This window comes from Rhizobium sp. NXC14 (assembly GCF_002117485.1).
Lineage (GTDB): Bacteria > Pseudomonadota > Alphaproteobacteria > Rhizobiales > Rhizobiaceae > Rhizobium.
The window spans coordinates 3,403,172-3,424,302 of sequence record NZ_CP021030.1 but is presented as its reverse complement, the minus strand read 5'-3'; the positions used below and the strand labels follow the sequence as shown (position 1 = coordinate 3,424,302).

General features: G+C 56.9%; 17 protein-coding genes and 1 pseudogene. 14 read left to right on the top strand and 4 right to left on the bottom strand.

Annotated features, from left to right (window positions below; genetic code table 11):
- Window positions 1–19: 19 nt before the first annotated feature.
- Window positions 20–1,093: pseudogene (locus NXC14_RS16805) on the bottom strand (endo-1,4-beta-xylanase).
- 205 nt (window positions 1,094–1,298) lie between these two features.
- Here NXC14_RS16805 and NXC14_RS16800 point away from each other — a divergent pair.
- Window positions 1,299–1,595, top strand: a complete 297-nt coding sequence (locus NXC14_RS16800; RefSeq protein ID WP_245362102.1) for a hypothetical protein — start codon at window positions 1,299–1,301, stop codon at window positions 1,593–1,595.
- A 345-nt stretch (window positions 1,596–1,940) separates the two neighbouring features.
- On the opposite strand, the gene NXC14_RS16785 is transcribed toward NXC14_RS16800, so the two are convergent.
- Window positions 1,941–2,810, bottom strand: coding sequence for a DUF6030 family protein (locus tag NXC14_RS16785; protein WP_085779102.1), 870 nt, complete (start codon window positions 2,808–2,810; stop codon window positions 1,941–1,943).
- A 536-nt stretch (window positions 2,811–3,346) separates the two neighbouring features.
- Between NXC14_RS16785 and NXC14_RS16780 the strand changes: the two genes are divergently transcribed.
- From NXC14_RS16780 to NXC14_RS33045, 8 genes are all read left to right on the top strand, one after another.
- Window positions 3,347–3,979, top strand: a complete 633-nt coding sequence (locus tag NXC14_RS16780; RefSeq protein WP_085779101.1) for a class I SAM-dependent methyltransferase — start codon at window positions 3,347–3,349, stop codon at window positions 3,977–3,979.
- Window positions 3,980–4,142: 163 nt separating this feature from the next.
- Entirely contained in the window at window positions 4,143–4,568 is a 426-nt protein-coding gene (locus NXC14_RS16775; RefSeq protein ID WP_064804372.1) for a helix-turn-helix transcriptional regulator, read from the top strand.
- Between the two features lie 9 nt (window positions 4,569–4,577).
- Window positions 4,578–6,422 carry a peptide antibiotic resistance protein gene (locus NXC14_RS16770; protein ID WP_085779100.1) on the top strand — a complete coding sequence of 615 codons (1,845 nt, stop codon included), beginning with the start codon at window positions 4,578–4,580 and terminating at the stop codon, window positions 6,420–6,422.
- Between the two features lie 20 nt (window positions 6,423–6,442).
- Complete coding sequence (locus tag NXC14_RS16765; protein ID WP_085779099.1) at window positions 6,443–6,655, top strand: hypothetical protein; 213 nt, start codon at window positions 6,443–6,445, stop codon at window positions 6,653–6,655.
- Between the two features lie 42 nt (window positions 6,656–6,697).
- Complete coding sequence (locus tag NXC14_RS16760) at window positions 6,698–7,885, top strand: YcaO-like family protein (protein WP_085779098.1); 1,188 nt, start codon at window positions 6,698–6,700, stop codon at window positions 7,883–7,885.
- Entirely contained in the window at window positions 7,882–8,589 is a 708-nt protein-coding gene (locus tag NXC14_RS16755) for a TfuA-like protein (RefSeq protein WP_085779097.1), read from the top strand. The genes NXC14_RS16760 and NXC14_RS16755 overlap by 4 nt, the downstream gene beginning before the upstream one ends.
- 102 nt (window positions 8,590–8,691) lie before the next feature.
- Window positions 8,692–8,940, top strand: a complete 249-nt coding sequence (locus tag NXC14_RS16750) for a hypothetical protein (protein ID WP_085780158.1) — start codon at window positions 8,692–8,694, stop codon at window positions 8,938–8,940.
- An 87-nt stretch (window positions 8,941–9,027) separates the two neighbouring features.
- Window positions 9,028–9,970, top strand: a protein-coding gene (locus NXC14_RS33045; RefSeq protein ID WP_176536422.1) for an IS630 family transposase whose coding sequence is annotated in 2 segments (ribosomal slippage) — window positions 9,028–9,363 and window positions 9,365–9,970 — 942 coding nt in all. Because the reading frame shifts where the segments join, the coding sequence is not laid out codon by codon here.
- Window positions 9,971–10,335: 365 nt separating this feature from the next.
- On the opposite strand, the gene NXC14_RS16740 is transcribed toward NXC14_RS33045, so the two are convergent.
- Window positions 10,336–10,542: a hypothetical protein gene (locus NXC14_RS16740; protein WP_004676311.1), complete on the bottom strand. Its 207-nt coding sequence runs from the start codon at window positions 10,540–10,542 to the stop codon at window positions 10,336–10,338.
- A 1,668-nt stretch (window positions 10,543–12,210) separates the two neighbouring features.
- Here NXC14_RS16740 and NXC14_RS16735 point away from each other — a divergent pair.
- A complete protein-coding gene (locus NXC14_RS16735) occupies window positions 12,211–13,260 on the top strand; it encodes a glycosyltransferase family 2 protein (RefSeq protein WP_085779096.1) in 1,050 nt (349 codons plus the stop codon).
- Here the strand turns inward: NXC14_RS16735 and NXC14_RS16730 are convergent.
- Complete coding sequence (locus NXC14_RS16730) at window positions 13,249–16,239, bottom strand: trifunctional glycosyltransferase/class I SAM-dependent methyltransferase/polysaccharide deacetylase (protein ID WP_085779095.1); 2,991 nt, start codon at window positions 16,237–16,239, stop codon at window positions 13,249–13,251. The genes NXC14_RS16735 and NXC14_RS16730 overlap by 12 nt on opposite strands.
- Before the next feature lie 116 nt (window positions 16,240–16,355).
- Here NXC14_RS16730 and NXC14_RS16725 point away from each other — a divergent pair, with 116 nt between their 5' ends.
- The 4 genes from NXC14_RS16725 to NXC14_RS16710 are packed head-to-tail and all read left to right on the top strand — an operon-like array spanning window position 16,356 to window position 21,046.
- Window positions 16,356–17,204, top strand: coding sequence for an ABC transporter permease (locus NXC14_RS16725; protein WP_085779094.1), 849 nt, complete (start codon window positions 16,356–16,358; stop codon window positions 17,202–17,204).
- Window positions 17,201–18,502, top strand: a complete 1,302-nt coding sequence (locus NXC14_RS16720) for an ABC transporter ATP-binding protein (RefSeq protein WP_085779093.1) — start codon at window positions 17,201–17,203, stop codon at window positions 18,500–18,502. Before NXC14_RS16725 ends, NXC14_RS16720 begins: the two co-directional genes overlap by 4 nt.
- The gene (locus tag NXC14_RS16715; protein ID WP_085779092.1) at window positions 18,502–19,686 is read left to right on the top strand and encodes a glycosyltransferase; all 1,185 of its coding nucleotides are present in this window, start codon (window positions 18,502–18,504) and stop codon (window positions 19,684–19,686) included. The genes NXC14_RS16720 and NXC14_RS16715 overlap by 1 nt, the downstream gene beginning before the upstream one ends.
- Entirely contained in the window at window positions 19,679–21,046 is a 1,368-nt protein-coding gene (locus NXC14_RS16710; RefSeq protein WP_085779091.1) for a glycosyltransferase, read from the top strand. The genes NXC14_RS16715 and NXC14_RS16710 overlap by 8 nt, the downstream gene beginning before the upstream one ends.
- Window positions 21,047–21,131: the final 85 nt, after the last annotated feature.

Genomic DNA, 21,131 nt, shown 5'->3' with positions numbered 1-21,131 from the left:
TCTCCACTGTCTTTGGCGATCACATTGCCTCTATTGCCCGCTTGATGCCGTCAATCGAACTTCTCGGATCGTTGTTATCGTCGTAAAGATTAACGCGCTTCGTGCATGCCGCGCCGGGGTTGGTGTCCTTCTCGTCAAGCCCGCCATATCTCTCCGACATGCCCCAAACGGTGGCGCCTTTCAAGTCACCACGGTCGGCTGCGACGGTGATCACGTCACCGAAAATCTCCGCATAGGAGACCGGCGTGGAACTCTTATCGCGATTGAGGAAATGGCAGGACGCATCGAGTTCGGTGATAAAAACCCCGATACCCATATCCTTCAGCGTTGCACAGAATCGGCCCATTCCCTCCGGATCGATCCGATCGAGACCGGGGCGGAAATGCGATTGCAGCCCGACGGCGCCGATCGGCGTCTTTCTGGCGACGAGATCCTCGACAATTTTCAGGATGCGTGCACGCTTCTGTTCGAACACGTCGGATTTTTTCTCCAGGTGCGTCTCATTGAGAACCAGCATCGCGTCGGGATTGGCTTCGTGTGCCATGTCGAAGCTCATGCGGATATAGTCGTCGCCAAGAAGGCGTCGGAAAACGCAGTCCCGCAGATCCGGCACATCATATTCCAACGGCTCGTTCACCACATCCCACGCGTCGATCGACCCCTTATAGCGACCGACAACCTGTTTTATATGACGGTTCATCGCCGCCCGAATGGTCTCAGCATCGGTGATGGCGGACACCTAGTCGGGCGTGCGATACCAGACAAGCGTGTGTCCATAAACCCGCATGTTGTTTTTGCGCGCAAACGCAACGATTTGATCGGCAGGGCCGAAGGAAAAGTTGCCTGGCATCTTTTCCGTTGCCTTCCACTTCAGCTGGTTTCGCGGCGTTATCGAATTGACGTTATCGATGTATATCTGCGACGCAATCGGATTGCCGACATCCGTCGGATCGATCGCCGAACCGAATCGAAACGATTTTCTGTCGGCAAGTGCGCGCAGCCCCGCGGACGGCGGCACCTGCGCCAAAGCCTGACCCGCGCGCGCATATAACAGGGCGAGCGGAACGGAGGCGAGGAAACGTCTTCTATTCATTCTTTCTCTCACTGTTGGCTGTGTTTAACGTCTTCGGCGGAATTGAAGGGCCAAACTTGCGGATTACGATCCATCGCGGCTTCGACCTTAATTAATAGATCGGTACAAATTCCGACGTATTTTCAGCGGGCGCGGATAACGACGGCAATTTCTAGATATCTTCGCATAAGCCAAGATATTAAACCGCTGCGGGAGAGAGCTCGCTATGGAAGATTGGCTTAACTATCTGATGAGCTATGCCGCTTTTTTTATGGCGACTGTTCGCAGCGGCGTATTCCTTCTTGATGATCGTCAGTTCGCGGCGTTTGCTCTCGGCGTTGTCGGCATCATTCTCCTCCTCGTCGGCGCGCTCGTCAGAACCTCGTTGCGATGCGTCAATCGGCCCACGTCGTTCGCTCGCTCAACGACGAACTTGCGCAAGCTACTCAGGACCTCAATGTGGAGCGTCTCTGGCGTCTGGCCGGTGGTGAAGGGGCCGAACGGCCAGGTCCAGACAGCTTGACGGAGCTTTACAGGATCCTGTCCCGGCATCACGGTGATGCAAGTCGCATTGCCTGAGGTGCGCTGCATGCGGCTCTAGAGCCTTTCCGGGTTAGATTGAAGCATTCTGTTGGCTCAAACGGAGTCGGATGGTCGACCGGCCGGCGCGCGTCGTAGCCCAGTTCTACGGCCAAGCCGGCCGGTGGATCAGCCGGCCCGTTTCAGCCAACCCGAAGGGCCGGGCATCTTTCCGCCAGGATCAAAGGCGATCGGCTCGGACGTACCTTGGGGTATGCCCGTCGCCAATCGCCTTTGCCCTGACGAAAACCTGCTCCGGCAGAATGCTTCAAGCTAACCCGGAAAGGCTCTAATTGCGATTTACTGCCGGCGGCTCTTGATGGGGAAGTTCCGGCTGCGCGCGGTTGGCCGCAATTGCGGGCTCCGGCGCGGGAAGCCATGTTCTGCCGGAAAAGTAATTCCTCGCCCTTTTCTGAGGGGCTGAGATTGCCTCCAGCGAGAGGGTAAAATTGTAGCGCTCCGGATTGAGCACCTCGTGGGTGAAGGCGATATTGGCTCCGAAGCCGTCTTCCTTGACGTCCTTCAAGTTTTTTATCGCATTCAGGGTCTCATGAAAATCGAGCCATTGCGGTTGAAGCAGCATGGTTTCGAAAACTCGCAGGATCGCCGGATCGAGCTGGCCATTCTGATCCGTTCCGGGATTGACGATCTTCACGCGCATGCTGCTGATCGTGCCGGCGGCATCGCCACGAACAATGACGAAGATGGAATTCGCGAGCTGATCCTTCTCGCGCTTGGCGCTGTGCTCGTAAAAGCACTCGAACGTGTCGGCATTGAAGCTGGCCGCCGCCCATTCGCTGGTCTGAACGCCCGCTTGGCGCAGCGCCGCGCACATTGCAGGCCCTGATATGCGCCATGTGCGCAGAAAAGCCGACGCGGTCTGTGCCATGGGCGCTTCGGTGGCATGCAGAGGAAGCTTGTAGGTCGCCGGCGGCTCCGGTCGGGAAAGCGCTTTGGGCGGCGGCGGCTTATCCTCAGGGGGGAAAAGATCCAAGCCGAAATAATGGCCGATCGCCCTCAGGTGTTTCATGTCGTTGGACAGAAGCACCGTTCCGATGACCAGCGAGAGGGAAATCGTCAGCAGCAACCAGAAGATCACGGGAATCCGCGGTTTTCCTGCCGGCTGTTTGGCATACGCGGGCAACGAATTATCGGGCAAGCTTGTCTTCTCCGGCACGCGAGAAGGGTTTCGTTGGTCTGTCTGGATCCCAGCAGTATACATGATCCGGTTAAATATCTTTTGGCTTCGTGTCTGCAACCGAGCGCTCTTTCATCCGAGCCCACATGAAAAGCGCGCGATCGGTTCGCCGAGAGCGCTTCAACGGCATTTCAGTCGAGAATTCCAATACAGCATTCGGCAATTCGGCGAGAGATAGCCGCGGATCTTGCCGCTTCTGTGGTCGCATAGGGGCGTTGTCCGAATTGAAATGAAATAAATACGAGTTTTTTGAAAAGATTGTTGAATTGACACAGTTATTTTCATCTATCAGTCGAGCATATTGAGATATTTAGTGTCACTTTCAGGCAATCTGGCTTAATTTCAACAATTTTTTCGCGCGTAACGTTCAGAATTATTTGATGAGTTCTAAATTATTTCGAACATATATTTTTATGCTGACGAATTTAGGCGAATTCGATCAAATTTTCGACGTATTAATCGATAGGGTTTGCGTGCAACAGCAGAAAGGAGAGACCATGTCCATCGAGCTAGACGCAACCACCTATATTCACGCCAAACCGACAACCGCGCACTCCTACATCTTGCCCAAAATCTTCGATGTACTGGAGGATCATTTCGACGGCTCAGCGGAAAATGACGTCTTCGATCTCGGGTGCGGAACCGGCGGGGCTGCAGCGACTCTTGCGAAAGCAGGATATGATGTCGTCGGCGTCGATCCTTCCAGCGACGGGATCAGCAAGGCCAATATCCGTTATCCCGGCCTGGCGTTGAGCGTCGGCTCGGCCTATGACGACCTGTCCCGGGAATATGGCAACTTCAGCGCCGTTATCAGCCTGGAGGTCGTCGAGCATGTCTACGATCCGAAGAGCTTCACCGCGACGATGTTTGATCTCGTCAAGCCCGGCGGCATCGCGGTGATATCGACGCCCTATCACGGCTATCTGAAGAATCTGGCTCTGGCTGCGACGGGAAAAATGGACGATCACTTCATGCCGTTGAGGGATCACGGGCATATCAAGTTCTGGTCGAAAAACACATTGCGCACACTGTTGCTGGAGACCGGCTTCGCTAACGTCCGTTTCGAATATGTTGGAAGAATTCCTGCCTTTGCCAAATCAATGATCGCCGTCGCCGATAAGCCGCTTTAGCCGGGCGGCGCGACATTGCGCGGTTCGCCGCAGTAGTCCAGAGGTTGTTCTACTGCGTGCCGTGATGAAAAAAACCGTTCTGAAATATTTACTTTTAGTTGCATTCTTGCTTAAACTCTCCATTATACAGCCGGCGTATTGATGAAGCGGGAGACTTAAGCAGATGAAGGCAAAATCGCCGAATTCCATCGATGTCTATGTTGGCAACCGCGTGAGAGTTCGGCGAAAGACGCTCGGCATGACCCAGCATGGCTTGGCCGAACTTCTTGGCATCACCTTCCAACAGATTCAAAAATACGAAAAAGGAACGAACCGGATCGGCGCCAGCCGCCTTCAGCGCATTTCCGAGATCCTTCGCGTGCCGGTCGGCTTCTTCTTCGAGAACGGCGGTTCCGGGCCGATCGAAGGCGAGACGAGCGAATTGAACAAGTTTTTGTCCTCGAAGGAAGGGCTCGCGCTCAATAAAGCGTTCATCGCCATCGAAGATCCCAACATCAGGCAAAAGCTGGTGGCCTTGGCCAAAAGTCTGGCGATGACGGGATTGCCCGACGTCGATAGCGACCTGCAGGATCCGGTTGTACACAACTGAGGATGGACCGTGCTTCATCTGCAGACATTTGGCGATCTGCGGCTGACTGAGTCGGATGGCGAGCCGGTTCGCTATCCGATCAAAGGTCTGTTGATGATGGCCCACATCTATGCGGGTGCGAGCCATGAACTCAGCCGTTATGAACTGGCCCAGTTTCTATGGAGCGACGTCGAGCCCGAATTGGCGCGGCTCAATTTGCGCAAAATGCTGTCCCGCATCCGGGAGATGGACGGCGGACGCACGGAAGTAGCCTTCGATTTCACTGCCACGACGGTTTGCCTCAACAAGGAGGTGGTTTCCAGCGATCTGGATGTCTTTCGAGCCGGCGGCTCGCCGCTGGATCGACTACAGGCGATCGCCGAATTGATGCAGCGCGGCTTCATCGGAAATATCAAGCCCGCGACAAAGCAGATAGATGCTTGGATCAGGGCGCAGCGGGACGCCCATGCGCTGCAATTGCGGCAAGCATTGCTGGAGGCGCTGCCCGATGTGCAAAAGCCGGGTGCTGCGCGCATCATTTCCAGCGCCGCCCTACAAATCCTTGAGCGGGATCCGAATGACGAGCAGGTCAGGACATTGCTGCATCGGCTATCCGGCGGCGCATCGTTCGGCGAGAGATTGCCGGAAGGCGGCGGCCAAACAAGGGTGGAGGTGAAGCGTCCCGAGCCCGGCAGCCAGCCGACCGATATCGAACACATGTCGCCGATCCCAAGGATCCTTCCCCGTCTGGTGTTGCTTCCCCCGACGGCGAAGCACGCCGATGCCGGACTTGCACTTGCCAACGCCCTGATCGAAGACGTCACAATCGAACTCTGTGCACTTCGGCATATTTCCATCGTCGCTCCGCATACGGCCGGACAGATCCGCCGCGACTCCGAAAAAGCGGCGGTGGTCGCCAGGCACTCGATTGCCTATCTTCTCGACACCCGGTTTTCCGAAGAGGGATTGTTCGCCCAGCTGATCTATTTCCCCACGGATGAGATCGTCTGGGCCAATCGTTTTAAGATGACCCCCGATATATTGCCGCGTCAAAGGCGGGTTATCGCCCAGCAGTTGACCGAGTCGGTGGCGCGTGAGCTGGCTGAAAACGAGGAGGAACGGCTACGTTTCGAAGCCAATCCTGAAGCCTATCACGCCTATCTCGTCGGCTCCAGCCTGATGAGCAAGCTGACGCTGCCGCATATCCGCCGGGCAAGGAAGGCGTTCAAGCAGTCGCTGTCGCATAGGTCGGATTTCTCCCCGTCATTTACCGGGCTGGCAAGAACTTTCACCAGCGAGTGGCTCGTGACGGCGCAGGGAAACAATGAACTGCTGCACCTGGCAGAGCAGCATGCGCTTCGCGCAATCGAGCGAGATCCGGGATCGGCGGCGGGCCATCGCGAGCTCGGGGTCACCAGACTTTATCTCGGTGATGTGGATGCCAGCGTCGCAGCCCTTCACCTGGCGGAAGAGCTCAGTCCGCATTTTGCCGATGTCATCTACAGTCATGCCGACACGCTCGTGCATGCATCCCGCCCCGGCGACGCGCTCGCCAAGATCAGAAAGGCAATTTCGCTCAATCCGATCGCACCTGACGCCTATCTCTGGTGTGCCGCTGGAGCCAGTTTCTTTTTGGAACAGTACGAGGAGGCCATCGCCTATGTCGAAGCGATGAAAGACAAAGCGCCGGCCCATCGTATCGCCGCGGCCAGTTGCGCAATGATCGGCGATCGAAAACGGGCACTCTTCCATCGGCAGCGCGCCGAAAGCATCAACCCGGTGTTCGACGTCGAGAAGTGGCTCGCCATCGTTCCCTTCAAGGAGCACTGGCAAAAAGAGCTATATCGGGAGGGCCTGTTGAAGGCTGGTTTTTAACAATAGCTGAGGGGCATTACATGGCGAAAGCTGTCATTATAGGAATACCGGGCGAGGAAGGTCTTTGGCTCGCCGATCTCGACGCAGGAACCGTCAAACCGCTCAATCCGACGGGGGAATTGGCGACTGCGAGCAGCCTGCGCAAAGCCGGTGGCATATTCGTGAAGGGCGTCGATTTGGCCGTCGCCGTTTCGTCGGCGCAGGTCGCGCTTTCCGGTCACGTCGACGGCTGAGCCAGCATTCTGACGGACCGGTCCATATATTCCGACAGGATCATATCGCCGCGGGAAACTCTTTCCCGCGTCGAGCCTTTTTTAGCTCGGTTCGGCATTACCAGGATTGCACGACATACCGGGCTTGATGACATCGGAATTCCCGTCTGGTGCTCCTATACCCCGAATTCACGCTCAATCGTGATTGCTCAGGGGAAGGGGCTGACCGATATCGACGCCAAAGTATCCAGCGTCATGGAGGCTGTGGAACGGGCAGTTGCCGGCGAACCTTTCGTTGATCCTGTCCGCAATACCTCGTTCGGTCTGCAGGCGATGGGGCACAAGATCGATACGCTGAGCTGCCTGATCGCCATGCATAAACCCGACCTCAGGCCAGACGAGGAGACGGAATGGGTGGCCGGCATCAACATCCTCACCGGCGAGCCGGTTTATATCCCTTTTGAAGCGGTGCTGCTCGACCGCACGCGCGATGCGCGATACTGGATGTCATCTGATGGCTTGGCATCTGGAAACAATTTCGAGGAGGCCGTTTTCCACGGCGTGCTCGAGCGGATTGAGCGGGATGCGACCGTGCTGTGGCAGGTTGGCGGGGAAAGGGATCGTTATGCCGGCTGCGTCGATCCCCGCGGCTTCAAGGATGAAGCACTGACCGGGTTGATCGACAAGATCGAAAAATCAGGATTGGCGCTCCGGCTCTTCGATATCACAAGCGATCTCGCCATTCCCTGTTTCACCGCCATTCTGGGTCCCAGGGACTCCGTTCCAGGCCAGCCGGATCGCCAAGGCGGCAGGGACATTCGACTCGTCGAGGTGACCGGCGGTACGGGAGCCCATCCGTCTCCCGTGCGCGCGGCCATCCGGGCGGTAACGGAAGCCGCACAATCCAGGCTCACCTATATCAGCGGAGCCAGGGACGATATTTCTCCCGCCACGTTCTCGAGATCCTTGCCGCCGCTCATGCGGCGAGCCTTCGACGCGGTTCCGATCTCGCCGGCTGCCGGTCCTGTCCGCCACCGAACGCCGGGACATCGGGATCTGACGCATTTGTTGCAGCATGTGCTGGAGGCTTTGCGGAACAAAGGGATCAACTCGGTCATCGCCGTACCCCTCAGCGACGACACGCTTCCCTTTGGCGTCGTAAAGGTCGTTATCCCCGAACTCGAAAATCCGGAGGGGTCGCGTGCTCGCCAGTTTGGAACAAGGGCGCTCGCGAGAGCGATAGGCTTTTGAAGGTCATTTTCGCGGGTCCCAGTCTTCCCGACGCAGGCTCACTTGCCGGCGAGGGGATACGCGTCCTGCCGCCCGCCACGCAGGGCGATGTTTTGGCTGTGGTGGAACAGGGTGCCAATGTCATCGGTCTGATTGATGGCGGTTTCGAATACGCCGCGCCGGTCTGGCATAAGGAAATTCTCCGTGCTCTTTCGCTTGGCGTGACTGTCCTCGGAGCGGCAAGCATGGGCGCGCTGCGCGCTGCGGAATGTCATTCGTTCGGGATGATCGGGATCGGCCGCATTTTCGAAGACTATCGGACGGGTCGGCTGGTCGACGATGCCGCCGTTGCACTCCTGCACGCGCCGAGCGCGCTGGGCGGCAAGCCGCTGACCATACCGCTGGTCAATGTCTGCGCCACGCTTGATGCCATGGAAAGGAATGAGTTGCTCGCAGATGGGCTGCGCCAGGTCATTGAAGACGCCGCGAACGCAATATTCTTCAAGAGGCGGACGTGGCGGACAATCGTCGAGCAATGCGCTGACGTAGCCGAGCCAGATCGCCCGCACCTTCTGGCCACTCTCGTGTCGCATTCCGTTGACCAAAAACGCATCGATGCATTGGAATTGTTAAAGATGGTGCAGTCGACCGCCGATATTCGCGTGAATGCCGGTTTGTCCTGGAAACTGCGCGAAACCTCGTTCTCCACACGGTCCGCATTGTGAAGCGAAGACGACGATCGTCACCGAGGGTTGTGTCACGCTTTTTTCACGGGCTCGACCACGTCAGCCCGCGTATCATTCCTTCTATTCGTTGGAGAAATGGACATGGGCGTGACATCGACTATTGAACTAGATGGAGATCTAGGGGCGAAAGACGCTCTGGACGAACTGGTCGCATTGGCACGGATGATCGCCTATGCGCGACAGGTTGCTCAGGATGTCAAGCTGCAATTCGCGACGAATTGCCTCGACCTTGCTCTTGAGGCGGTGAAGCAGGAAGTCGGGGAGGGGCTGACCAGAGAGTTGGCCGAATTGAGCTCTCCGGTTCCGCAAGTCAGCGTAAAAAGACATTAGAGCACGCTTCGATTTTTCAGAATCGCAGATTCGCAAATCAGCTGAAATATGATTCTCTGTCCTACCGGAAAAGGACGGCCGGCAAGGATGACGCACCCATATTCTGAGGATCTTCGCGAACGGGCGATGGCGCGCCTGAACACCGGAGAAACGATACGATCGATCGCAGCAGCACTTGCGATTGCTCCCTCCTGTGTTTCGAAGTGGAAGAAGCGCCTTGCGGAGACCGGCGCTCTGACGCCCGGCCGCGTCGGCGGTCGCAAGCAGCGGACTTTGTCCGGCGAACGGGCCGACTGGCTGCGCCAGCGCTGTCGATCCGGCCCGTTCACGACGCGAGGCCTTGTGGCGGAACTGGCCGAACGCGGTATCAAGACCGAGCGACGCGCCGTTTGGGTGTTCGTCCGGGCCGAGGGCCTGAGTTTCAAAAAAAACGGTTCTGCCGGCCGAGCAGACGCGGATGGATATCGCCAGGAAACGGTTGCGTTGGAAGACCCATCAACGGCGGATCGAAGCGCAGCGGCTGGTCTTTCTCGATGAGACCTGGATCAAGACCAACATGGCGCCCCTCAGGGGGTGGGCACCGCGTGGTCAACGCCTATGTGCCGCGGTTCCGCATGGGCACTGGAAAACCCTGACATTCATTGCCGCCTTGCGCTGCGACCGCATCGACGCCCCTTGGGTCATCGATGGGCCGATCAACGGCGAACTCTTTACCCTCTATATCCAGAGGATCCTCGTGCCCACGCTCGCCAAGGGCGACATCGTCATCCTCGACAATCTCGGCAGCCATAAGGGCCAAGCTGTCCGTCGTGCCATCCGGGCCGCAGGCGCGCACCTCTTCTTCCTGCCGCCTTACAGCCCGGACCTCAATCCCATCGAGCAAGTCTTTGCCAAGCTCAAGCACCTAATTAGGAGAGAACAGCCTCGCACAGTCGAAGCGACATGGCGCAAGGCTGGTGAAATGCTCGACTGCTTCTCGCCAGCAGAATGCGCAAACTACCTCACAAACTCAGGATATGCTTCCGTATGAAAGCAGCAGGCTCTAGTGCCCGCTTTCATGCTGCTCGGATAGCCCGAAAATCACATCGATTTTGGGGCTATATGCGACTGTGCATATGGGAGGGCCGCAGAAAACCGGCTCCGGTCGGTTGCACAGCAACGGTCTGTCGGGCTGAAACGAGTGCCCTGAGGCCTGTCTATCGGCAATCCATCTGAATTGTGGGTTGGGAGAAGCCTCGGCTTGTCGCGGGCTGGACAACCGCCGCTCATTCGATGGCGTAAAGATAGGTTCAGAACGAATGGTAAGCGGTTTGGCTGGCGTTGTCTGCGGGCAGGGAGGCGGCGGCGATATCGGTTTGCGGTCGTCCGACGATCGGCCGAGCCGGCCGATCATGATCAATGGGTCAAATTGCGCTTCTGGGCCAGCAGTAAAATATAGTCGTCGGCAATGTCCGCGATGGCCATTGCGACTTCCGCCGGATCGCACCCCTCGACCTTCGTGTTTGCAATGAACTGATAAACCGCCTTCTCGATCTGTTTGCGGCAAATCATCACGCGTTCATCATAACCAAATTCCGGAATCTGCGATGCCATATCACTCATCAGGGTGGCTCCTCACTACTTCCAGTGACCATGACACAAATTATAAGTTGAGCAAGCAAATGCTTTACGAACGGTTAATTCGATCACGAGGTGCGACCATTTCGACACAGCTTGACGCGAGAACGGACATTCGAGGCTGTTGTCTGCGGCGATGCGTTTGGTACTCCGGAGCCCTCGTTCCATGCGGGTGACCGCTTAAACGAGGATGGTCGTCTCTTAGCCTGCGGCGTCGCGTGCCCGGGGTCTCGGCTCATCATGCGAATTTGTCATGCCACGTCGAAAGGCGCGCCTTATAATGTCCGACCAGTGGCGTGATGAACGGCGATAACCCTTGATTTACTGGTGTTTCGAAGCTTCATTCGCCTCGAGATCAGCACTCTTTGGTATCGAATTGCGCCGCCACGTCTTCGGTGCCTGTCGGTGCGAAGACTTTCGGGCCGCCCGTCGTACTGCCCGTTCGACAGTACTATATGGTTACAGCACTGCCGAAACGGCACTCAGCAAACTAACGAGAGCGATTCCATATTTCTGGAAGGAATGCATCTCCATTATCTACCAGTCAGAAATTAATAACCCTTAAGGATAGCGTAATACAAATCAAATTATATCAAACGAGGAAAACATTAATTTCACACCATGGTTGTATTTATAAATCTACCGCAAGATGAGTTCGATTATGCTAATGCTGTGAACAAGCTGTGACGAGCGAATGTAATGCGGTAGGATGATCTCTGATCGACAATAATACCACGTGGCGAATTTGCTGTGCCCCATCACTGCTGAGGGAAGCATAGGTGCGGGAGAATGCAGCGGGGTCGTTCGGTCCTTGCTTTGTGGTGTCCCGATCTCTTCTTGTCCGACCCAGGAACCATCGCCCTTGGCTCTGCGTAAACTTTCGAGCTTCTCCGAGCTAGATTGAACCATCCTCTTGGCTCAAGCGGAGTCGGCTGGCGATCAGTCCATCCGGGTGTCTCCAGCCAAAGGCGATCGGCTCGGGAGTACTAGGAGGTGTGCCCGAGCCGATCGCCTTTGCCCTGACGAAAACCTGCTCCCCCAGAATGCTTCAAGCTAACCTGGAAAGGTTCTAGCAAAGTTGAGGACCCGCCGGGGTGGTGACGGGTCCTCGGGTAAGATTGCCTGCGCAGTACGGAGACATGATTGCCATTAAATTCGATATTGTCACGGATTATTGTTGGGGCGTCGTGTTTTCTCACAATTTATCGCTTTATTGCTGCGATGATATTTGTGGTTTCCTAGTTTGTACTTAAAAAGAGAGGCGTTGCCGATGGAGTGGAATCACTGGCTTTCCGGAGCATTTCTTTTTCTCTCGATTGGCGGAGATGTCCTATCTTCGAGGAGACGCAACGGACTTTTCGCCGCACCGCCAACGCGCTGCGCGTCATAGATCTCGACAGGTGTATGATCCTCGTCGGCCCAAGGTCGTTGTGCGCATTAAGGGCACGATCGGCGGGTTTGAGTTCGGCATCTTGCGAACGGGCATGATTGACGCGGCCCGCGCTAAAGCGCTGCGGGGCCGACAATCTACCGGCTAGGAACAGCTGCTGGGTAGAAATACCTTTTTCGAAGAACCACTACCCCATTATTGACACTCAAGCCTGCATCTTGATCTATCCTATTTCAGATTGTGGAGCCTTCGGAGTTAAGAGCTTGAAGAAATCGGCAAGAAGTGACGTAACTGTTGCTGTTGTAATCCCTGCCTATAACGCGGAACGAACTCTGGCTGAAACAATCAGCAGCGTTCGCAATCAAACACATCATGCGCTCGATATCGTCGTGGTGGACGACGGTTCTAAGGACCATACCCTGGCTATTGCGCAAGCAGTCGCTGAAATAGATCCGCGTGTTCGAGTATTGAAGCAAAGAAATTCCGGCGTCGCCGCTGCTCGAAATGCGGGTTGGCGCTCTACGTCTGCCGACTTGGTGGCATTCCTAGATGCTGATGACATTTGGTCACCTGATAAAATTGAGCGACAATTGGCTGCATTGGAGAGAGGTGGTCCCAATGTCGGCCTGGTCTACACTTGGTATGCAATGATTGACCACAACAACTACATCATCTACCGGAGTGATGAGGTTTCCATCGAGGGAGATGTGCTCGACGAGGTACTTGCGGATAACTTCATTGGAAATGCAAGTTCGCCACTCGTACGGCGGAATATTCTTGACGCGACGGGAGGATTTGACTCCTCACTCCAACAGCGTGACGCGCAGGGGTGTGAAGATCTCCTCTTCTACTGCTTGGCCGCTGAATTCTCACATTTTGTGGTGGTGCCGGATTATCTTGTCGGCTATCGCCAAACGCCAGACAACATGTCATCCAACCTGACGCGAATGCTACGGTCCTGGATTCTGGTCGCGGATGAAATGCTCAAGAGACACCCGGAAAAGCGTTTTGCAGTCCGGGCCGGCCTAAGCCGCTGTGGCCGCTGGCTCGTCCAGAAGGCGGTTGAACAGCGCCGATACCGCGAGCTCATCAGACTTGTCGCAACCATGTCGCGACATGACAAGCCAATTGCAGCCAAGATGCTTGTGGTCGACACGGGATCAAAGGCGATGAGGAGACTCAAAAGAGAGGCCCGATCGTGGCTGAAGCAGAAATCGTATTTCTCTTCAAATGCCGATCACCGATTTGCCTTAGGAACAAAGTACGATGCGGGTTGGACGGTGGACCCCCCCATTCTTGTCTCAGCCAAATAGCAGATTTGCGAACTCTGATCGGGTGATCCCGCTGAAAACCTCCTGTCTTTTCAATGCGAGCTTATCTGCATTTGCCTGCACCCTGCCACCGACGCAGCTTAGCCCGATCCGGTAGCCACACTGTTCGGCTATCTCCCTGATAGCGGGGTCGAAGTCGCCGTACGGATATGCGACCGCCAGCACTTCTCGACCTAGGCATTTCTCGAGCATAGCCTTGGAGCCAGCAAGCTCTCGCAATAGGCTCTCCGGTGCCAGGGCAGACAAACGCACGTGCCGGGCACCGTGGGCGCCCAGCGTCACGTCGCTGTTCGCGACCGCCGCAAGTTCCTCCCAAGTTAGTAGTGGAGCCGGCGGTCCATAGGCCGAATCCCATATTGCAGAGCTGCCGACCCTATCGGTTGGGACAAAGAGCGAGGATGGGAAGCCATATCGATGTAGCAGGGGGAGGGCATGCGTCATGAAATCGCGTGTAGCGTCGTCGAAGGTCAGAACCAACGTTTTTTCGGGCGGTTTGGCGCCTTCGTCGAAACAAGCAAGCAGCCGATCCAAAGTCATTCCTCGCCATCCGGCGTCGCGCAGGAAGGCCAGTTGGGATTCGAAGGCCTCTGGAGACTGGCGGTATCGAGAAAGCTGTTCCGGGCCATCGTCCGAAACCTGATGGTACATCAAGATCGGGACATCGTTCCAGTCGGCGGCCGATTCCACAACTCGCCCGCCTCTCCAGCGTACTTGGCTGGCGACTTGAAGAGGCAGAGGCTGCGCCGTGTTTACTTCCACGCGTGTAGGCTCTAGGAAGCCCCCGCGCTCTACCTTCTCGAACCTTTGGATTCTATAGAGCGGACTCTTGGCTTCAGCCGAGAGAGTTAAATCCGGATGTTGGTCAAACGTCTCACCTATGCCGATCGCACCGAATTCATGCGGCCACCCAAAGCCTGTCTCATTCGGCCTATCGATCAGGAGGTTGGCGTGAGCGGTAACGAACCAACCACCAGTTCGAAGACTGCCCGCAATCTTATCGACTATCTGCCGGAGCTTTTCTCTGTTCTCCAAATAGTACAGAACTTCACTGCAGACGATGAGATCGTAAGGTCCTCCTAGCTCGTCCCTCAAAAGATCCAACTGCCGATAGGCTACCGGAGAATCATGGTCCTGAAGCGAGGCGGCTCGAGCGACTGCCGACGCCGAAATGTCGGTTGCCAGCAGGTTGTCGACGCGGGGCGCCAACATCCGTGTAAAGGTTCCTTCCGCGCAGGCCAGCTCAAGGCCGTTTGAAAAGCGGCGAGCGTCCAACAATGACAATGTTTGAAGATATTTCACAGTCTCATAGTTATTTCGGTAGTCCCAAGGATCGACCTGGGAAAAAAGCTCCTCCCAGTACGCTTCCGTATCGTACCTCGGCACCTCATCGCCCGCCGGGCCGGTTTTTTTCGACGGCTTCTCATTGAACATCTGCCTCGAGGCTGCAATCGCCCGCTGACGTTCCTCGTCGACGATTCGGTCGAATTCGGCGCGCCCGGTATGCGCGGTGACCAATATCGAATCGACATGTGTCGGTGTCGGCTCCTCCTTGCGCCACCAACCCGCTACTGTCTTAGCTTTGGCCCAATGTGATATTTTCGCCATGAGCTTCAGCAACCGTCGAGCTACTCGGCGGTGGCTTGGCGCCGCCATGCTGGTGGAGACAGCGCGCCCGTCATCCTGATCGAAGTCCGGGCCGAACACCATCCTGAGTCGATTTCGTATCGTATCGGCTTCGATTGCTCCAAAGACAACAAACTCCACTTGCCCTAGCGGGGTCGGACCTCGCCAGATGCAACAGCGCAACCGCTCGATGCCGGGCAAGATGAGGTCGACGATAGGGCGATCCAAATCAATTGGCTGTATCCTTGTTGTTCCGATCGTGGTGAGCACGTTGGTCGGTAGTTGGTCAGCGACCTTTCGCTCCATTGAACGAACCAACAGGGAACCAAAAGCTTCTTGGGGACCATGCCGATTAAACCAGGCCTCCAGCTCGGGAAGCTTGTCCTGGATCTTCGACCAAAGTCCGGGCCAAATCGGCTCGTCCGCGAAGGCGCCGACCACAATCCCGTCTACCATTACCGCGATGAGCGCGTAGACATCGGCGTTAGGTGGAATAGGCTCTGCCACTCGGTCGAGCAGTTCACCAGGATTGTCGCCTTGACCTATTGAGGCGCCGACGAGCCAGATCGCGAGATACCAGCAGGCTGTTCCTAACGCGGCCTGCGTTACTCCCTGGGCGAGCGCCGGCACCGGATCGGTGACGCGGGGATCGGAATGGTGGCCGCGCCGGATCACCTTAAGACCAAAATCGAGATGTTTGATCCTGTTTGACGACAGCGAGCCGGCCGTTACGCTAACATCGGCCATCAGGCCTTCGACCGGCGCAAACTCGGCGCCAGCCCGGGCGAGGCGCTGCCACAGGTCCCAGTCCTCGCACATTTTCATCTCTGGATCGAAGCCGCCGATTTCTGTAAGCCGGGACCGGCGAACCAAGGCTGCGTGGATCGCGAAAGGGCAATAGCGCGCTGTTTCGGCAAACGGATTGTCCATTTTGACCGCGGGGTGAGACTGCCACCAGGGAGCACCATGTTTCAGGCGGCGCCAACCGCAATGCAGAATGTCGGCCTGCGGCAAAGTTCGCGTGTGACCTAGCATGATTTCGAGGTGGGAAAATGCCAAGGTGTCGTCTGAGTCGAGGAAGACGACCCAGTCGCCTTTCGCCTGCGCCAGCCCCGCATTGCGAGCAACTGACACGCCGCTCTGCTCCTGCCGCAGCACACGGAAGCGCGTATCCCGATCCGCGAAACGGTCCGCGATCTGAGCCGTCTGATCGGTTGAACCATCATCAATGATGATGCATTCCCAGTCAGCATGACTTTGGGCTATCAGGCTCTCCAACGTCGAGGAAAGTGTTGTTTCCGCTCCATGCGCCGGTGTAATGATGGAAACTATAGGCATAATTGCTGCTTCCTGCGATAAAGATCACGCTGGAGTTACCGTGTCAGTTCGCGAGTATGATGATCTTTACTACTTTGAGGCAAGGTGTATTTAACCGATGGCAAAAGTGAGCCGAAATGCCTGAGCACCTCAAGGATCAAGCGCTTGATCGCGCGAAGCGACGGGACCAATACAGGCGTCGTGATCAGTGCAAGCGTTTGATTGACATCTGTCTGCAATGGAACGATCTGCTGTTAGCACTTCTGGCTCGCGATCTGAAGATGAGATATCAAAGATCCGCAATTGGCCTCGGCTGGTCCTTGATGCGGCCATTGAGCCAGCTGCTGATTTTTTCCCTGATCTTTCGTCACGTCCTTCCCTTAAATATTCCCTACTACACCACTTTTGTCTTTTCCGGCGTGTTGGCCTGGGGCTGGCTCAGCACTGCGGTACCCGCAGCGGCAACTTCCATAACCGGCAGCAGCGAATTGGTGCGCCGGCCGGGCTTTCCGATCGGGATACTTCCTGTTGTCGCAGTCATCACACAAGCAGTGCACCTTCTGCTCGCTCTGCCACTCCTCTTCATCATCTCGTTTATCGAGACCGGGGGCCTTGCTTTAAGCATAGCGGCACTTCCACTCGTGTTCCTTGCGCAGGCGCTGTTCACGATGGGTCTGTCCTATCTTGTCGCGATTGCGCATGTCCATTTCCGCGATACTCAACATTTGGTAGGCGTGTTTTTGATGCTGGGTTTCTACCTGACCCCTGTGTTCTACAGCCCGCTTAAGGCGAGTGAGCCGATGGCGTTAATTCACACTTGGAACCCGATGGCCTGGATTCTCGAGGGCTACCGCGCCATTTTCGTCGAACACGCGTGGCCTCCGGTTGCTATCTATTGGAAGACTGCGCTGATTTCTTTGCCGATGCTTTTTATCGGCATTTGGCTGGTCGAGCGTGGCAGCGCGCGCCTGGTGGACGAGCTATGAGGCAAGGCGCCATCATCGTCCACGACGTCGGCAAGCGCTACCGCGCGCAAGGGGGGGCGCGCTCCACCACCTTGAAGGGTTACCTTTTGTCCGGGCGGTCCGTGGTACAGTCGAAAAGCTTTTGGGGCCTGCGCCACATCAGCTTTGCGGTTACGCCAGGGCAAGCTGTCGGCGTGGTGGGCCTAAACGGGGCCGGCAAGTCCACTTTGCTGCGTCTGATCGGCGGCGTTGGTCGTCCCGACGAAGGGCAGATCAAGGTGGTGGGTCGAATTGGCGCCTTGCTCGACATCGGGGCGGGCCTGACCGACGATTTGACTGGGCGCGAGAACATCTTTCTGCTGGGGGTTATCGCGGGAATGCGGCGGACCGAGGTTGCCGAGCGGTTTGACGAGATTGTAGCCTTTGCCGAGTTGGAGGCGGCGGTTGATAATCCGGTTCGTAGTTACAGCACCGGAATGCGCATGCGCCTGGCATTCGCCGTCGCAGTCCATGTGCGCCCGGACGTCTTGCTTATCGACGAGGCCCTCGCCGTGGGGGACCAAGCCTTCCAGCAGAAGTGCATTGCAAGAGTGAAGGAGATACTGAATGGCGGCGCCACTATTTTCTTCGTGTCACACGACGTCTCGCAGATAAGAGACATCTGCGATCACGTGCTATTCCTGAGAGCCGGCCGCGTTGTGGGCTACGGGCCAATCGACGAAATGCTGCCGCTTTATACCTCGGCGGTCGAGGCGAAGGTCGCTAGCGTCCAGCACGAACAGTTCGCCGTTACAAAATTGCACGTTGAACTGGTGCCGCAGGTCAGCCGGTTCGGCAATGGCGAACTCCAGATCACAGCCGTAGCGTTGCTGAACGAGCAGAGCATCCCGACAAGCACCATCGCTGCGGGCGACCGGCTGTCGATTTCACTTACCTATGTCGGTGCCACCAGAGATCGCAATGCCATTATCGTCATCGGCGTCTACGCTGCGGACGATACGTGCTGCTTCGAGATCGACAGCAAGTTGGCCGAATTCGCCCCTGTCGTAGACTCGGACACGGTGCGCATCGAAACAACACTCAATCGAATCGACCTGGCTCCAGGCGACTATCGCGTTACGGTGGGCCTTTTTTCGGCAGATTGGCAGCAGGTTTACGATTATCATGCCGAAGTCTATCCGCTCGCCGTGACCGGACCCGGCCCAAGAAAGGGTATGCTGAACCCTCCGACACTGTGGCAGCAGGTGCAGTCGCGCCCCGCCGCGGCCTCGTCGGGCCACGGCTCATTGGGTCAGCCCAGATCGGATCCGAACTCCTGATGCGCCTTGCCGTTCGAGACATCGACATTCTCGACTTTCCGCCGGATTTTGAACCGACGGGTGACTATCAGGGTGCACTTGTGCTGATCAGGGTCGCCGGTCGTCCGTGCGGCCAAGCTGTGATCGCCTTCGACACCGATGGCGGGAAGACGCCAATCAAGGACCGGATTCTGTCTGCGGCCGGTTCGTCGGTGTTCGAGGCTTGGTTAAGGCATTGGCTGGCCCTTCCTGACCCGTCGCCGAGTCCAAGTCAGCTACCGAAAGCTTCCGTCGTGATCTGCACGCGCGATCGTACCGAAGATCTGGAGCGCTGCCTCATCGGGCTATTGGCTATGCCCGATAAGGCCGATATCCTCGTCGTCGACAATGCCCCATTGAACGACGCCACGCGAGATTTAGTCAGCCGCTTCAACACTGTGAGATATCTGCGCGAACCGCGCCCTGGTCTTGACGTCGCGCGCAACACTGCCCTTCGCAACGCAGAAGCAGACGTCGTAGCGTTCATCGACGACGATGCCGTCCCCGACCCGCTATGGCTTAGAACCTTGCTTCGCAATTTTGAGGACCCCCTGGTACTGGCCGTAACCGGCCTCACTATGGCGGCAGAGCTGGAAACGGACTCGCAGATCGCCTTTCAACATTTTGGCGGTTTTTGCCGTGGCTTCAGGCGTCAGGTCTACGACGCCCACAACCTGGACCCATTCACCGGATGGCATGCGGGTGCCGGTGTCAATATGGCATTGCGCCGAACCATCGTTGACGCGGTAGGGTGGTTCGACGAGGCCCTCGACGCTGGAACCCTCAGCCTGGCGGGCGGCGACACGGACATGTTCCGGCGTGTACTCGAAGCCGGTTATCGGATCATCTACGATCCCGAGGCTCTGAACTGGCACCGCCATCGTCGCTCAAGCGAGGAACTGCAGCAGCAGATGTATGGCTACGAGGCTGCATCGTTCGCCATCTTGACGAAGGCCCTCGTGTTCGAGGGGAACCCGCGTGCGCTCCCTCGCATGGTTCGTTCCTACGTCAGGCTTCTTCGGCGAGTTTTTCAACGTCGACAGACACACCAATTCAGCCTGCCCTACAACGACGCCTTAACCCAGTTCAGAGGGGCTGCGAGCGGCCCGGTCCGTTATCTGCGCGCGCGGGCGCGAGCAGCGAAGGCAGAGCATAAGAATGGTTGACATCAGCGTTATCATACCAACGCATAATCGAGCCGCCATGCTGAAGTCGCTTCTGGGAAAGCTCGACGCTCAGCGCGATGGGACACCCGCATTCGAAATCCTGGTTGTGGCTGACGGGTGTGAGGACGACACGTCGACAATGCTTGCGTCGCTTCGTACCCGCGTTCCCCTTCGAACCCTGTCGTTGCCGGGCGTCGGTCCGGCACTCGCCCGTAATGCGGGGTCGCAGGTCGCGAGCGGCCGTTTATTGATCTTCCTTGACGACGACATCGAGCCGGGGGCCAATTTCGTGGCGGCGCATGTCGCTGAACATCAGCGCCACCCCGGGGGCGTGGTGATGGGCCCCTATCCGCCACTTCCGCACGTTGCGACGGACCGCTTCCGCCTCAGCGCCCGCGAATGGTGGACGAGGCACTTCGAGCGCGTCTCCCTCCCTGGACATCGGTTCGCTTTTACCGATGTGCTGACAGGAAACCTGTCGCTGGATGCGGAACTATTTCACGCTATGGGCGGGCTCGATCCTCAATTCGCCCGTGCACGAGAAGACTTCGAATTTGGTCTACGTGTGATCAAAAAGGGAGTTCCAATTCGTTTTGCTCCCGACGCATTCGGCTATCATCTCGAACATCAGACGATGACACTCACCGGAAAGATGGTGCGCAGGCATCAGGAGGGACGCTCCGATGCCTTGATCGCTCGCAAGCACCCCGACATACAGCGGCTGCTCGAGATCCATCGGTTTGCCGGAAGAAAGGGGTGGAAGAAGCGTCTGCGAAGGATCATCGCCACCCGAGCCGGTTCTGTCCTTGACCCCCTCGTCAAGGCTGGCCCACGCGTCCTCCAAACGTTGGAAAAGGCTGGCCTTCGTAGGCTTTATGAGAAGGTAGAGCGGCAGCTCAATGGATATCATTATCTTCGCGGCGCCGCCGAAGTGTTGGGTGAGGATTGGCGGCTTCCGCCGGATCCGACTGCTTCGGCCGACGAAATCGAGGTGCTCGAGATCAATCTGGACCAAGGCCTTGAGGCAGCCGAAGCTATGCTGGCGGAACGTCGACCTCTTGCTGCTCGTATCGTGAATGGGACGAAACTGGTCGGCGACATGTGTCACCAGATCGGTGCCGAACCGTGGGACGCACGGCACCTCCGTCCGTGGCTGAGCCGTCAGGCAATACGTGGATATCTTCCTGTGGCGCTTGCCGAATGGCAGGCTCTGCCGAACAACGTCCCTACGCGTTTGTCGGACTTAACATTGAACTTCCTCAATAACCCCAGTTTCCGCGCGCATACATTCGAGCAGCACCTCCAGTGGATGCAGGCGAAATTGCGTTCAGCACTCGATGGAAATACGAGTAAATCGTAGCGGCCGGACTGCTGCAGCCGAGGCGAGATAGTGAATGGGTACGGGAAAATTCATATTCTTGAGATCAGACGGAATTGGTACCCGC

Excerpts from the sequence above, each read along its gene's own strand:
- NXC14_RS16800 (WP_245362102.1), top strand. The coding sequence starts at position 1,299 with ATGGAAGATTGGCTTAACTATCTGATGAGCTATGCCGCTTTTTTTATG.
- NXC14_RS16780 (WP_085779101.1), top strand. The coding sequence starts at position 3,347 with ATGTCCATCGAGCTAGACGCAACCACCTATATTCACGCCAAACCGACA.
- NXC14_RS16775 (WP_064804372.1), top strand. The coding sequence starts at position 4,143 with ATGAAGGCAAAATCGCCGAATTCCATCGATGTCTATGTTGGCAACCGC.
- NXC14_RS16765 (WP_085779099.1), top strand. The coding sequence starts at position 6,443 with ATGGCGAAAGCTGTCATTATAGGAATACCGGGCGAGGAAGGTCTTTGG.
- NXC14_RS16750 (WP_085780158.1), top strand. The coding sequence starts at position 8,692 with ATGGGCGTGACATCGACTATTGAACTAGATGGAGATCTAGGGGCGAAA.
- NXC14_RS16740 (WP_004676311.1), bottom strand. The coding sequence starts at position 10,542 with ATGAGTGATATGGCATCGCAGATTCCGGAATTTGGTTATGATGAACGC.
- NXC14_RS16730 (WP_085779095.1), bottom strand. The coding sequence starts at position 16,239 with ATGCCTATAGTTTCCATCATTACACCGGCGCATGGAGCGGAAACAACA.
- NXC14_RS16725 (WP_085779094.1), top strand. The coding sequence starts at position 16,356 with ATGCCTGAGCACCTCAAGGATCAAGCGCTTGATCGCGCGAAGCGACGG.
- NXC14_RS16720 (WP_085779093.1), top strand. The coding sequence starts at position 17,201 with ATGAGGCAAGGCGCCATCATCGTCCACGACGTCGGCAAGCGCTACCGC.
- NXC14_RS16715 (WP_085779092.1), top strand. The coding sequence starts at position 18,502 with ATGCGCCTTGCCGTTCGAGACATCGACATTCTCGACTTTCCGCCGGAT.
- NXC14_RS16710 (WP_085779091.1), top strand. The coding sequence starts at position 19,679 with ATGGTTGACATCAGCGTTATCATACCAACGCATAATCGAGCCGCCATG.